The 13,241-nt window shown below is 71.4% G+C and carries 12 protein-coding genes; 4 read left to right on the forward strand and 8 right to left on the reverse strand.

The features are described from left to right. Positions 1 to 82: 82 nt before the first annotated feature. Both ABZ928_RS28505 and ABZ928_RS28510 read right to left on the reverse strand, forming a co-directional pair. A complete protein-coding gene (locus ABZ928_RS28505; protein ID WP_361524824.1) occupies positions 83 to 274 on the reverse strand; it encodes a hypothetical protein in 192 nt (63 codons plus the stop codon). Positions 275 to 349: 75 nt separating this feature from the next. After that, complete coding sequence (locus ABZ928_RS28510; protein WP_361524827.1) at positions 350 to 484, reverse strand: hypothetical protein; 135 nt, start codon at positions 482 to 484, stop codon at positions 350 to 352. Positions 485 to 1,235: 751 nt separating this feature from the next. Between ABZ928_RS28510 and ABZ928_RS28515 the strand changes: the two genes are divergently transcribed. Then, positions 1,236 to 3,251: an NPCBM/NEW2 domain-containing protein gene (locus ABZ928_RS28515; protein WP_361524830.1), complete on the forward strand. Its 2,016-nt coding sequence runs from the start codon at positions 1,236 to 1,238 to the stop codon at positions 3,249 to 3,251. Positions 3,252 to 3,320: 69 nt separating this feature from the next. Here ABZ928_RS28515 and ABZ928_RS28520 read toward each other — a convergent pair whose 3' ends face one another. Next, positions 3,321 to 4,274, reverse strand: a complete 954-nt coding sequence (locus tag ABZ928_RS28520; protein ID WP_361524832.1) for an ROK family protein — start codon at positions 4,272 to 4,274, stop codon at positions 3,321 to 3,323. A 194-nt stretch (positions 4,275 to 4,468) separates the two neighbouring features. On the opposite strand from ABZ928_RS28520, the gene ABZ928_RS28525 reads away from it, so the two are divergent. Both ABZ928_RS28525 and ABZ928_RS28530 read left to right on the forward strand, forming a co-directional pair. After that, a complete protein-coding gene (locus tag ABZ928_RS28525; protein WP_361524835.1) occupies positions 4,469 to 5,518 on the forward strand; it encodes a LacI family DNA-binding transcriptional regulator in 1,050 nt (349 codons plus the stop codon). Between the two features lie 2 nt (positions 5,519 to 5,520). After that, entirely contained in the window at positions 5,521 to 6,315 is a 795-nt protein-coding gene (locus ABZ928_RS28530) for a hypothetical protein (protein ID WP_361524837.1), read from the forward strand. On the opposite strand, the gene ABZ928_RS28535 is transcribed toward ABZ928_RS28530, so the two are convergent. Both ABZ928_RS28535 and ABZ928_RS28540 read right to left on the reverse strand, forming a co-directional pair. After that, on the reverse strand, positions 6,261 to 8,033 hold the full coding sequence (locus tag ABZ928_RS28535; protein ID WP_361524840.1) for a protein kinase: 1,773 nt from the start codon (positions 8,031 to 8,033) through the stop codon (positions 6,261 to 6,263). The genes ABZ928_RS28530 and ABZ928_RS28535 overlap by 55 nt on opposite strands. A 96-nt stretch (positions 8,034 to 8,129) precedes the next feature. After that, positions 8,130 to 9,428, reverse strand: a complete 1,299-nt coding sequence (locus ABZ928_RS28540) for an aldolase/citrate lyase family protein (RefSeq protein WP_361524843.1) — start codon at positions 9,426 to 9,428, stop codon at positions 8,130 to 8,132. Between the two features lie 181 nt (positions 9,429 to 9,609). Between ABZ928_RS28540 and ABZ928_RS28545 the strand changes: the two genes are divergently transcribed. Continuing rightward, positions 9,610 to 10,503 (forward strand): endonuclease/exonuclease/phosphatase family protein, encoded by an 894-nt coding sequence (locus ABZ928_RS28545; RefSeq protein WP_361524846.1) that lies wholly within the window; start codon positions 9,610 to 9,612, stop codon positions 10,501 to 10,503. 60 nt (positions 10,504 to 10,563) lie between these two features. Here ABZ928_RS28545 and ABZ928_RS28550 read toward each other — a convergent pair whose 3' ends face one another. The 3 genes from ABZ928_RS28550 to ABZ928_RS28560 form a co-directional block, all read right to left on the reverse strand. Next, positions 10,564 to 11,526 (reverse strand): electron transfer flavoprotein subunit alpha/FixB family protein, encoded by a 963-nt coding sequence (locus ABZ928_RS28550; protein WP_361524849.1) that lies wholly within the window; start codon positions 11,524 to 11,526, stop codon positions 10,564 to 10,566. Between the two features lie 72 nt (positions 11,527 to 11,598). Continuing rightward, positions 11,599 to 12,387, reverse strand: a complete 789-nt coding sequence (locus tag ABZ928_RS28555) for an electron transfer flavoprotein subunit beta/FixA family protein (protein ID WP_361524851.1) — start codon at positions 12,385 to 12,387, stop codon at positions 11,599 to 11,601. A gap of 252 nt (positions 12,388 to 12,639) precedes the next feature. After that, the gene (locus ABZ928_RS28560) at positions 12,640 to 13,149 is read right to left on the reverse strand and encodes a flavin reductase family protein (protein WP_361524854.1); all 510 of its coding nucleotides are present in this window, start codon (positions 13,147 to 13,149) and stop codon (positions 12,640 to 12,642) included. Positions 13,150 to 13,241 lie beyond the last annotated feature (92 nt).

The raw sequence follows: 13,241 nt of genomic DNA on the forward strand, positions 1-13,241 counted from the left end.
GAAACCAGCCCCAGTTGAGGGCCCCACACGACGGCGCCGGCACCCCCGACAGGAGGGCACCGGCGCCGCACCGCGATCGTCGTCAGCCGTTCTGCCCCAGAGCGGTGTCGTCGACGGCGAGGCTGTCGCTCGCGATGGTGTCACCGAGCGTACTGACGGTCTTGTCCACGTCGAGATCCGGCAGATCCTCCCCGAGAGCGTGCGAGGGAGTGATCGCGGCGACGACGAATCCGGTGGCCAGGGAGGCGATGGCGAGCATGCTGCGCTTCTTCATGACCGGATCAACTGCGAAACCGGCCCGGGGTCACGGTCGAGCGTCCCCGCCGCGGGCGCGGACAGGGACGCGCCTTCACCGCTGCCGCCCCAGCAGCCTGTCGAGCACGGCCATGGCGGCCGCTCTGCGCTCGGGGCTGCGCGACCAGACGGCCGGTGCCACGGCGACCATGAGCACGGTCAACAGTGCGGCCGCGACGGAAATGGTCATGTAGAGCGCGGCGTGATCACGAAATGCGATCGCAAGTATCGCGCCACTGACGGCGGCACCGGCCGGCACAACCGTCGACGCACGGCTCGAATCGGACGGTGCGGTTTCGTCCGGGGGCTCGGGCCCCGTAATCTGGGTATTGATGATTCCCTCCTTGAGCAGAGCGGATTGTCACGCGGCTCCTCGTCGACAGCGGGGGGCCGCATTTTCATTTTCCCGCCGCGCTCGGGAAGTGCCTGTCATATCTCGACAGCGGAGGCCGTGGACCTGGGAGAACGCCCGACAGCACGTCTCAGGCGGCCAACACCGGGGCGCCAGTGGTATCTTGCCCACTGCCGCATCAGTGCCCCCATCTGCGGGAACACCCCTCTAGGGAGCCCCGGATACGCTGGCGCGAGCACTCAACCAACCTGTCCAAGGAAACGCTACCGGCCAACCAAGTTGGCCCCGGTTGGCAGTACATGGCAGCCAACTTAAAAACACCCTTGGGCGACTTGGCACTTCCCCATAAGCGGCATTCGGCAACCGACACCATGCCCCACCTGAGGATTTCGAAAAGATGGCAGCCAAACTTCCACCAACTAAATCAAGTTGGTCACCATCCATCGATCTTCAGTGATCGATTAGCGCATGCCGTCTGCCAACCAACTCGCTTTCACAATTGGCCGGAATTCGGCCTCCTACCGCAAACGTGCCGATGGCGTGTACATGTAGTCAGCCATCCCACCTTTCGCTGGTACGGAGGAACGTAATGACGCGTCACCTTCACACCCGCACAACCCGCAGCAGAGTCATCGGAGCAGTCACCGCAGGGCTCCTGTGCGCCGCGGGCCTCGCCGCACCCGCCGTCGCGGCACCCGCCCCGACCCCGGCCCTGGACGACGGCCTCGCCCTCACCCCGCCCATGGGCTTCAACAACTGGAACTCCACGCACTGCCGGGCCGAGTTCAACGAGGGCATGGTCAAGTCGGTCGCGGACATCTTCGTGGACAAGGGCCTCAAGGACGCGGGTTACCAGTACGTCAACCTCGACGACTGCTGGGCCCTGCCCGCCCGGGACGCGGACGGCAAGCTCGTGCCGGATCCAGCCCGGTTCCCGAACGGGATCAAGGCGGTGGCGGACTATGTGCACGCCAAGGGGCTGAAGTTCGGCATCTACACCAGCGCGGGCACGAAGACGTGCGACAGCGCCGGGTTCCCCGGGGCGCTGGGCCATGAGTACAGCGACGCCCGGCAGTTCGCGGACTGGGGCGTCGACTACCTGAAGTACGACAACTGCAACAACCAGGGCGTGGACGCCAAACTGCGTTACACGACCATGCGCGACGCGCTCAAGGCGACCGGTCGGCCCATCGTCTACAGCATCTGCGAGTGGGGCCAGAACAAACCCTGGGAGTGGGCCTCCGACGTGGGGCACCTGTGGCGCACCACCGGGGACATCAGCGACAGCTGGGGCTCGATGCTGTCGATCCTCAAGCAGAACCTGCCGCTCGCCCCGTACGCGGGCCCGGGTCACTGGAACGACCCGGACATGCTGGAGGTCGGCAACGGCGGCATGACGGACACCGAGTACCGCTCGCACTTCTCGATGTGGTCGATCATGGCCGCACCCCTCCTCATCGGCTCCGACCTGCGCACCGCCACCGCCGGGACCTTCGAGATCCTCGGCAACAAGGAGGTCGTCGCCGTCGACCAGGACCCCCTGGGCGAGCAGGGCACGGTCGTCTCGTCCGAGGGCGGCCGCTGGGTCGTCGCCAAGGAGATGGCGGACGGCAGCCGCACGGTGGCGCTCTTCAACGAGTCCGGCACCGCCCAGCGCATCGCCACGACCGTCACGGCCGTCGGCCTGCCCGCCGCAGACGCCTACACCCAGCGCGACCTCTGGCAGCACCGCAGCTACAACACCGCGGGCACCATCGCGGCGACCGTCCCGGCCCACGGCACGGTTCTCGTACGGGTCTCCCCCGACCCGGCATGGGCACAGCACCCGCCCGCCGTCGAACTCGGCCTGGACGGCAGCCCGTTCGTGGAGGCCGGCACCCCCGCCACCCTCACATCCGTCGTCACCGACCTCGGCCGCACCCCGGCCGGCCGGGTCTCCGTCGCCCTGACCGGACCCGAGGGCTGGACGGTCCGCGCGACATCCCCGACCACGGCCTCGTCCCTGTCCACCGGCCGCTCGCTGCGCACCGGTTGGACGGTCACCGCGCCTCCGACGGCGCCGACAGGGTCGTACGGCCTGACGCTGAAGGCGAGTTACCGCTCGCCGTCCCACGCGCGCGTCGAGAGCGTGCTGCCGTTGACGGCCACCGTGGTGGCGCCGCCGCCCGCCGGGACCTCCCGACTCTCCGATCTGCCCTGGCTGTCGGCCGTCAGCGGCTGGGGGCCGGTCGAGCGGGACACCAGCAACGGTGAGAGCGCGGCGGGTGACGGGAACCCGATCACCATCGGCGGGGTGGTGTACGCCAAGGGGCTCGGGGTCCATGCCGAGAGCAGCGTCGACTACTACACGGGCGGGGCGTGCGAGACGGTCACCGCGCAGGTCGGTGTCGACGACGAGAAGGGCGCCGACGGCACCGTCGCCTTCGAGATCTGGGCGGACGGCAGCAAGGCCGCCTCGACCGGTGTGCTCACCAACGCCCTGCCCGCCCAGCCGCTCACGGCCGAGGTGACCGGAGCCCAGGTGGTCCGCCTCGTCGTCAGCGACGGCGGCGACGGCATCGACTCCGACCACGCGGACTGGGCGGAGGCGGAGTTGAGCTGCTGAGCCTCCCAGAGGCCCAGCAGCCGAGTGAACGTTCCTGCTGAGCTGCCGTAAACCCACCGGCCCGGCCCTTCAGACCGTCGCCGCGTCCGTCCTCTTCGCGAGCGCGAGCGCGGCGGCGGCCGCCCCCACCAGCCCCGCGTCCGTGCCCATCTGCGCCGGGGTCACCACCAGGCGCTGCACGAACGACAGGGTGGCGTACTCGGTCAGGGCCTTGCGCAGCGGCGCGAGGAGCACGTCGCCCGCCTTGCCGACGCCCCCGCCGATCACGGCGATGTCGATCTCCACGAGGGTCGCGGTGGCGGCGATGCCGGCGGCCAGGGCCTGCGCGGCCCGTTCGAAGGAGGCCACGGCGACCGGATCCCCGGCCCGGGCGGCGGCGGCCACCGCGGCGGCGGAGGTGTCGCCGTCCGGGCCCGGCCGCCAGCCGTTCTCCAGGGCCCGGCGGGCGATGTTGGGACCGCTCGCGATGCGCTCCACGCAGCCGCGCGAGCCGCACGCGCAGGCGTCGCCGTCGAGGTCCACGCTGATGTGCCCGATGTGGCCCGCGTTGCCCGTAGGGCCGGGGTGCAGACGGCCGCCCAGGACCAGACCGCCGCCGACGCCGGTCGAGACGACCATGCACAGCGCGTTGTCATGGCCGCGGGCCGCGCCCTGCCAGTGCTCGGCCGCGGTGATGGCCACGCCGTCGCCGATCAGCTCGACGGGCAGCCCGCCCGTCGCCGCGCGGACCCGGCGGACGAGCGGATAGTCGCGCCAGCCGGGCACGTTGACCGGGCTCACGGTGCCCGCGGAGGCGTCCACGGGGCCCGCGCTGCCGATCCCGAGGGCGGAGGCGCGTCCCCACAGCGGCGAGGCGGTGAGCTCGCCGAGCACCTCCTCGACGGCGCCCATCACGGTGTCGCCGTCCTCCTTGGCGGGCGTGGCGCGCTGGGCGCGCACCAGGATCCGGCCGTGGTCGTCGACCAGCGCCCCGGCGATCTTGGTGCCGCCGATGTCGAGCGCGGCCACGAGGTCGGTGTGCATCAGTGTCTGATCTCCCGGTCAACCATGAGCAGTGGTGGGCCGATCCCGGGGTGGGGGCACGGAACCGGAGATTGCGGTGGACAGTCTCCCCCGCATCTGACAACGTTGTCCAGGCTCTATGCTCGACGCCACATCCTCGTACAAAATCATGAACGCCGCACCTTTCTCGGACGACAGGACAAGGACGCCGTATCGTGCCCGACACCACCCGCCGCGCTGACCGCCTCTCCGCCTCGCGTTACGGCAACCGTCCGACCATGAAGGACGTCGCCGCGCGCGCCGGAGTCGGCCTCAAGACGGTCTCCCGCGTGGTCAACGGGGAGCCCGGCGTCACCCCGGAGACCGAGCGCCGGGTGCAGGAGGCCATCGACGCGCTCGGCTTCCGCCGCAACGACAGCGCGCGCGTGCTGCGCAAGGGCAGCACCGCCAGCATCGGGCTGGTCCTGGAGGACCTCGCGGACCCGTTCTACGGCCCGCTGAGCCGCTCGGTCGAGGAGGTCGCCCGCGCCCACGGCGCCCTGCTGATCAACGGCTCCAGCGCGGAGGACCCGGACCGCGAACAGGAGTTGGTCCTCGCGCTGTGCGCCCGCCGGGTGGACGGCCTGGTGGTCATCCCCGCCGGTGACGACCACCGGTATCTGGAGCCCGAGCTGAAGGCGGGCGTCGCCACGGTGTTCGTGGACCGTCCGGCCGGGCAGATCGACGCCGACGTCGTCCTCGCCGACAACTTCGGCGGCGCCCGCGACGGCGTGGCCCACCTCATCGCCCACGGGCACCGCCGGATCGGCTTCATCGGCGACATGCCCCGCATCCACACCGCCGCCGAGCGGCTGCGCGGCTACCGGGCCGCCATGGAGGACGCGGGGATACCGGTCGAGGACTCCTGGATGTCCCTCGGTGTCACCGACCCCGAGCGGGTCCGCCGGGCGGCCGAGGCCATGCTCTCCGGTCCGGCGCCGGTCACCGCCGTCTTCGCGGGCAACAACCGCGTGACGGTCACCGTGATCCGCGTCCTCGCCGAGCAGAGCCGCCGGGTCGCCCTGGTCGGCTTCGACGACTTCGAGCTCGCCGATCTCCTCCAGCCCGGTGTCACCGTCGTCGCCCAGGACGCGGCGGCCCTCGGCCGTACGGCGGCGGAGCGCCTCTTCCGCCAGCTCGACGGCACCCTGGTCACCCCGGAACGCATCGAGCTGCCCACCCGGTTGATCACCCGCGGCTCGGGCGAACTGCCGCCGGCGGACTGACCGTGCGGGACCGCACCCTGGAGACCCTTGGCCTGGCCGAGGCGCCGCGCGACCATCCGCTGCTGTACCCGGGCGCGTGGCCGACGGACTCCGGGCTCCTGGACGGGGACCGCCTGCTCCCTCTGGACCGGCTGCTGCACGAGGACCGCGTCCCCGTCCTCGCGGTCGGCTCCAACGCCAGCCCGGCCCAACTGCGCCACAAGATGGCCCAGTACGGGATCACCTCCCCGATCCCGATGGTGCGCACCCGCGTCACGGGCATCGACGTCGGTGTCTCCGCGCATGTGAGCCTGCTGGGGTATGTGTCCGCCTCGCCCTTCGAAGCACCGGACGCGGTACGGGAGTTGTTCGTCACCTGGCTCGACGCCGAGCAGCTGGCGGTGATCGACGCGAGCGAGGGGGTGCCCCGCTCGGACGGCAACTACCGGCGCGCCTGGCTGCCCGCCCCGGAGGTTCGGTTCGAGCTCGCGGACGGTACGCAGCTCCCGGGCGCGTATGTGTACGTCAACCGCCACGGCGTCCTGCACGACGGCACCGGCGCCCCGCGCACCCACCCGGGCCAGCGGGCGCTGATCACCGAACTCCTCGTCGGATCGGCCCGGTTGAGGGAGCTGTTCGGGGTCACGCCGGAGGAGTTCTGCGCCCGGGCGCGGGCCGATGGGGAGCTGTGCCGGCGGGGCACGCGGCTCTTCAAGGAGGAGAAGCTGGTGACGGCCTCCGGTCTGGAGGACCGCGTACGGGCTCAGCAGACCGGCAGTCCGGGCACCGGCTCGTCGTTGTCGCCGCCCTTGATGTAGACGTCGCTGACGTAGACGTCCGTGTTGCCGCTGTCGTCGTCGGTCTTGGCCCACCAGACGTTGGTCCACTCGCCGTACGTCTCGCGACGGCCCAGGTTCTGCTGGCAGTAGAAGTAGTTGGTGCCCGCGCCCAGGACGCCGACCTTGGTGCCGGAGGCGGTGTAGGAGTCGGCGGTCTTCCAGACCTCGCAGTTGTACTTGCCGCCGCCTATGGAGGTGCAGGCCGCCGCGGGGGTCGTCTCGTCGCCGCCCCCGGCCGAACCGCCGCCGCCCGTCGCACCGCCCCCTGAACTCGGCGTCGGGGCGGGCTTGGTGGTGGCCCGGCCGCTGGGGGCGCCGTCCGCGGTACGGCTCGGCGACGCGCTCGTGGTCGGGGGCTTCTCGTCGCCCTGCTCGGTGGGCTCGGCACTGTCCTTGCCGGTGGCGTCGGCGCTGGGGCTCGCCGAGGCGGTGGCCTCGACACCGGTGGCGGACGACGTGGGGCGGGCCGTGGTCTCCTTGTCGCCGCCGTTGTTCAGCAGGGCGACGGTGACACCGGCCGACGCGAGGACGACGGCGACGGCCGCGGCGGCGAGGAGCACGCGGGCCTTGCGGCGGGCGGGCCGAGGGGTGTCCACCACGCCGGTGCCGACCGGGTCCTGCGGTGCCGTGGCGGACGGTCCGGGTGCGCCGAATCCCGGCGTGCCGTGCGCGACCGGCTGGACCGGCCCGAAGCCCGGCGTGCCCGGCGTGCTCTGCGCGACCGGCTCCACCGGCCCGAACCCCGGCGGAACGGACGGCGTCGCGCGCTCCGTCTCCACCGGCGCCGTACCCGCCGTACCGGCCGTGCCCCGAAGCGTCGTCGTCGGTGTGTCCGCGCCGCCGGAGTCCGCGACGGCCTGGAGCAGTTCCCGTGCCTCCCCCGCCTCCGGGCGCCCCTCGGGCCGCTTGTCGAGCAGTCGCTGGAGGACGGGCCCGAGCGTTCCCGCGCGGGCGGGTTCCGGGAGGGGCTCGGAGACGATGGCGGTGAGGGTGGAGAAGGTGGACGTACGGCGGAAGGGCGAGGAGCCCTCGACCGCCGCGTACAGGGTGGCGCCCAGGGCCCAGATGTCCGAGGCGGGACCCGGGTCGGCGCCCTGGGCCCGCTCGGGCGCCAAGTAGTCGAGGGAGCCCACGAGTTCGCCGCTGCGGGTCAGATGTGTGGCCGAGCCGTCGCCCGGGTCCTCCATGGTGGCGATGCCGAAGTCGGTGAGGACGACCCGGCCCGACCGGTCGAGCAGGATGTTGCCGGGCTTCACGTCCCGGTGCAGGACGCCGGCGCGGTGGGCGGCGGCCAGCGCGTCCATGACCTTGGCACCGATGCCGGCCGCCTCGCGCGGGTCGAGGGTGCCGCGCTCGCGCAGAACGTCGTCCAGGGAGGGCCCGTCGATCAGTTCCATGACGATCAGGGGGCGGCCGTCGACCTCGGTCACGTCGTGCACGGCGACGACTCCGGGATGGCGGACCCGGGCCGCCGCGCGAGCCTCGCGCTGCATCCGCAGCCGCAGGCCGGCGAGTTCAGGGCCGTCGGCGTCGTTGTAGGTGCGCAGCTCCTTGACCGCGACCTCACGCCCGAGGACATCGTCGACGGCCCTCCAGACCACGCCCATGCCGCCGCGGCCGAGCTGCGCCACGACGCGATAGCGACCGGCCAGCAGCCGGCCGGTCTCGTCCGTGCGTCCGTTCTCCCCCGAAGACACCGCTGCCCCGTTCCTGTGAACCGTCCATGTGTGCGGTACAGAGTACGGGGCGGCAGTGACAGCGGTGGTCACGGTGCGAGGGCCGTGACAGACCCGCTACTTCCCGGAGATCGTCAGGTCCCCGCGCCGCGGCGCCGCGAAGCCCTCCAGGTCGGCCCTGGTCAGACCGGTGACCCGGGCGACCTCGGCGATGTCGAGGGCACCGCAGTCCAGGCCGCGCAGCAGATAGCCGCTGAGGGCCTTGGCGGTGGCGGGCTCGTCCATGACGTCGCCGCCGGTGTGGTTGGCGTAGCGGGCGAGACGGGCGGCGGCCTGCTCGAAGCCCTCGCGGTAGAAGGCGAAGACGGCGGCGTAGCGGGTGGGGATGTGTCCGGGGTGCATGTCCCAGCCCTGGTAGTACGCGCGGGACAACGCCCGGCGCGTGAGGCCGTAGTGCAGGCGCCAGGCGTCGTGGACCTTCGCGGTCGGGCCGACCGGCAGGACGTTGGTGGAGCCGTCGGAGACGCGTACGCCGGTGCCCGCGGCGGCGACCTGCATGATCGCCTTGGCGTGGTCGGCGGCGGGGTGGTCGCTGGCCTGGTAGGCGGCGGAGACGCCGAGGCAGGCGCTGTAGTCGAAGGTGCCGTAGTGCAGTCCGGTGGCGCGGCCCTCGGCGGCCTGGATCATCCGGGCGACGGTGGCGGTACCGTCGGTGGCGAGGATGGACTGGCTGGTCTCGATCTGGATCTCGAAGCCGATCCGGCCCGCCTCCAGGCCGCGCGCCTTCTCGAACTCCTCAAGGAGGCGCACCATCGCGGTGACCTGCTCGGCGTACGTCACCTTCGGCAGCGTCAGGACGAGTCCCTCGGGCAGGCCGCCGGCCTCCATCAGGCCGGTGAGGAAGATGTCGAGGGTGCGGATGCCGCGGTCGCGGACGGCCGTCTCCATGCACTTCATACGGATGCCCATGTACGGGGCCGCGGTGCCGTTCTCGTACGCCTCGGCGATCAGCCGGGCCGCGCGGGCGGCGTCCTGGTCCTCCTCCTTGCCCTGGTAGCCGTCCTCGAAGTCGACCCGCAGGTCCTCGATGGGCTCGCGCTCCAGCTTGGCGCGGACGCGGGAGTACACGGGCTCGGCGAGTTCGTCGGACAGGCCGAGGACGGCGGCGAAGGAGGCGGCGGCGTCCGGGGCGTGTTCGTCGAGGGCGGCGAGGGCCCGGTCGCCCCAGGAGCGGATGGTGTCGGCGGCGAAGGCGTCGCCGGGGACGTAGACGGTGTGGACGGGCTGCCGGGTGCCCGGGTCGCCGGGGTAGCGGCGCTCCAGCTCGGCGTCGACCGGCGCGAGGGAGGCACTGATCTCCTCGCTCACGGCGCCCGCGAGGCTCGTCGCCACCTGCTCCTGCTGGCCCTGACCCATGCCTTGCCCTCCTGTTTTCCGCTCTACGGAATCAACAATCCGTAGAATGAAGTTATCCGCGACCTTCCCGCCGGTCAACACCCGTCCGCCGCTTGAGCCACCGAGTTCACCCGGGATACAGGAACGCGCCCTTTCGCACTCCGGTTCGACCCTTCATCCTGTCCCGTCGGGAGGGGATTTCATGCCGGACACCATGAGGATGACCCGTCGCACGGGGCTGAGAACCGTCGTGGCCGCCGGGCTCGCCCTGCCTCTGCTGGCCACGATGCCGACATCCGCCGCCGGTCCCGGCAATCTCCGGCTCTCCGTCATGACGTTCAACCTGCGCTTCGCGAGCGACTCCGAACCCAACAGCTGGCCCACGCGGCGTCCGGTGATGCGCACGCTGTTACGCCGCGAGGCCCCCACGATCCTGGGCACCCAGGAGGGCCTCTACCAGCAGCTCCGCGACATCCACAGCGACCTCGGACCGCTCTACGACTGGATCGGCACCGGCCGCGAGGGCGGCAGCCACGACGAGTCCACGGCGATCTACTACGACACCCGGCGCCTGGCCCCCGTCGAGCACGACACCTACTGGCTCTCCGACACCCCCAGGGTCATCGGCTCGAACAGCTGGGGCGGGATGTTCCCGAGGATCGTCACCTGGGTCCGATTCCGGGACCTCAACGCCGACGGGCGGGAGCTGCACGTCCTCAACACCCACCTCGACCATGTCAGCCAGTACGCACGCGAGCGTGGAGCGCGGTTCATAGCGGAGAAGGCCACGGAACTCGGCCGCTCCGCGCCGGTCGTGGTGACCGGCGACTTCAACGCCGCGGCCCACCGCAACCCCGCCTACGACACCCTGCTCGCCGCGGGCCTCGTGGACACCTGGGACACCGCGGCCGAGCGCAGCGCGCTCTACGCCACCTTCCACGGCTACCGGCCGCTCACCCCCGGCGGCGACCGCATCGACTGGATACTCGCCTCCTCCGGCGCCACCGTCCACCGTGCCGAGATCAGCACCTTCGCCGCCGACGGGCAGTTCCCCAGCGACCATCTGCCGGTGCGCGCCTCGCTGACCCTGCCATGAGCGAGGCCCCCGCGACCGCTCGGAAAGCGGTCGTGGGGGCCTCGTCACGCCCGGACGGGATCAGCCCTTGCGGGCGTTGATCTCCTCGGTGAGCTGCGGGACGACGTCGAAGAGGTCGCCGACCACGCCGTAGTCGACGAGGTCGAAGATCGGGGCCTCGGCGTCCTTGTTGACGGCCACGATCGTCTTCGAGGTCTGCATGCCCGCGCGGTGCTGGATCGCGCCGGAGATGCCGTTGGCGATGTACAGCTGCGGTGACACGGACTTGCCGGTCTGGCCGACCTGGTTGGTGTGCGGGTACCAGCCGGCGTCCACCGCGGCACGCGAGGCACCCACGGCCGCGCCGAGGGAGTCGGCGAGGGCCTCGATGATCGGGAAGTTCTCGGCGCCGTTGACGCCACGGCCGCCGGAGACGACGATCGCGGCCTCGGTCAGCTCCGGACGCCCGGTCGACTCGCGCGGGGTGCGCGCGGTGACCTTGGTGCCGGTGGCCAGGGGGCCGAAGGAGACGGCCAGGGCCTCGACCGCGCCGGCGGCCGGGGCGGCCTCCACGGACGCGCTGTTGGGCTTGACGGTGATGACCGGGGTGCCCTTGATGACACGGGACTTGGTGGTGAAGGAGGCGGCGAACACCGACTGGGTGGCCACCGGACCCTCGTCACCGGCCTCCAGGTCGGTCGCGTCGGTGATGATGCCGGAGCCGATGCGCAGCGCGAGGCGGGCGGCGATCTCCTTGCCCTCGGCCGAGGAGGGGACCAGGACGGCGGCCGGGGAGACGGCCTCGTACGCGGCCTGGAGGGCGTCGACCTTCGGGACGACCAGGTAGTCGGCGTACTCGGCGGCCTCGTGGGTGAGGACCTTGACGGCGCCGTGCTCGGCGAGCGCGGCGGCGGTGTCGGCGGCGCCGTTGCCCAGCGCGACGGCGACCGGCTCGCCGATGCGGCGGGCCAGGGTCAGCAGCTCCAGGGTGGGCTTGCGGACGGCACCGTCCACGTGGTCGACGTAGACGAGAACTTCAGCCATGGGAATGCTCTCCTGCGAATTGCGAAGTCTTAAGGGGCGGAAGGGGGTTGAGCCTCAGCGGGCCGGTGACCCTTAGATGAACTTCTGGCTCGCGAGGAACTCGGCGAGCTGCTTGCCGCCCTCGCCCTCGTCCTTGACGATCGTGCCCGCGGTGCGCGCGGGGCGCTCGGCGGCCGTGTCGACCTTGGTCCAGGCGCCGTCCAGACCCACTTCCTCGGCCTCGATGTCGAGGTCGGAGAGGTCCCAGGACTCCACCGGCTTCTTCTTGGCGGCCATGATGCCCTTGAAGGACGGGTAACGCGCCTCGCCCGACTGGTCGGTGACCGACACGACGGCCGGGAGGGAGGCCTCCAGCTGCTCGCTCGCGGCGTCGCCGTCGCGGCGGCCCTTGACCGTGCCGTCCTCGACCGAGACCTCGGAGAGCAGGGTGACCTGCGGGACGCCCAGGCGCTCGGCGACCAGCGCGGGCACGATGCCGGCGGTGCCGTCGGTGGAGGCCATGCCGGAGATCACCAGGTCGTAGCCGGCCTTCTCGATCGCCTTGGCCAGCACCAGGGAGGTGCCGATGGCGTCGGTGCCGTGCAGGTCGTCGTCCTCGACGTGGATCGCCTTGTCGGCACCCATGGACAGCGCCTTGCGCAGGGCGTCCTTGGCGTCCTCGGGGCCGACGGTGAGAACCGTGACCTCGACGTCGTCGTCGGAGTTCTCCGAGATCTGCAGGGCCTGCTCGACCGCGTACTCGTCCAGCTCGGAGAGCAGACCGTCCACGTCATCGCGGTCAAGCGTCAGGTCATCGGCGAAGTGCCGGTCGCCAGTGGCGTCGGGCACGTACTTCACGGTGACAACGATCCTCAAGCTCACGCCGGCTCTCCTACTGCTCCGTCGACTTATCTCTACTGCCTGCTTGCAGGCAGCATAGGCGCCCCAAGCGGCCGATCCCGATCGGGGCGGCCCGCGCTCCGAACGAAATATTACTCGTCAGTACACCCAGTTCGTTCCCGCTAAGCAAGCGCTTTGAACTGTGACCTTTGCAACGCAGCGTAATCGGAACTCGACGGCACCGCAGAAGAGACGGAACAGACGGAAGAGCCAGGCAGCGACAGCAAGACGGCGTCAGTCGCGCAGACCGCCGAATCGGCCCTGGTGGTAGAGGAGCGGACGGCCGGGGCCGGCGGGGTCGCCGAGCAGCACCTCCGCCAGGACGATGCGATGGTCCCCGGCGGGCACGCGCGCGACGATCCGGCACACCAGCCAGGCCAGGACGTCATCGAGGACGGGAACGCCCTCGGGCCCCTCGCGCCAGGCCGTGGGCGCCCCGAAGCGGTCGGCGCCGCTGCGGGCGAAGGTGGCCGCCAGCTCCTGCTGGTGCTCCCCGAGTATGTGGACGCCGATGTGCTCGGTCTCGGATATCGCGGGCCAGCTGGAGGCACCCGTGCCGACACCGAAGGAGAGCAGCGGGGGCTCGGCGGAGACCGAGGTCAGCGAGGTGGCGGTGAAGCCGACCGGGCCCCTCTCGCCACGAGCGGTGATCACGGCGACCCCGGCGGCGTGCCGACGGAAGACGGAGCGGAGGAGGTCGGGGGAGGCGAGCTGCGGGCTGCGGAGGTCCGGCGTGGTGGTCATGCGGTTGTCCTTCTGCGGGGAGGGTCGCTGGTCCGTGGCTGCTCAGCAACCCAAACAGCGCGCGCTCGCGTTGCGGGCGAGGTCCACATGAA

The organism is Streptomyces sp. NPDC046909 (assembly GCF_040644695.1).
Lineage (GTDB): Bacteria > Actinomycetota > Actinomycetes > Streptomycetales > Streptomycetaceae > Streptomyces.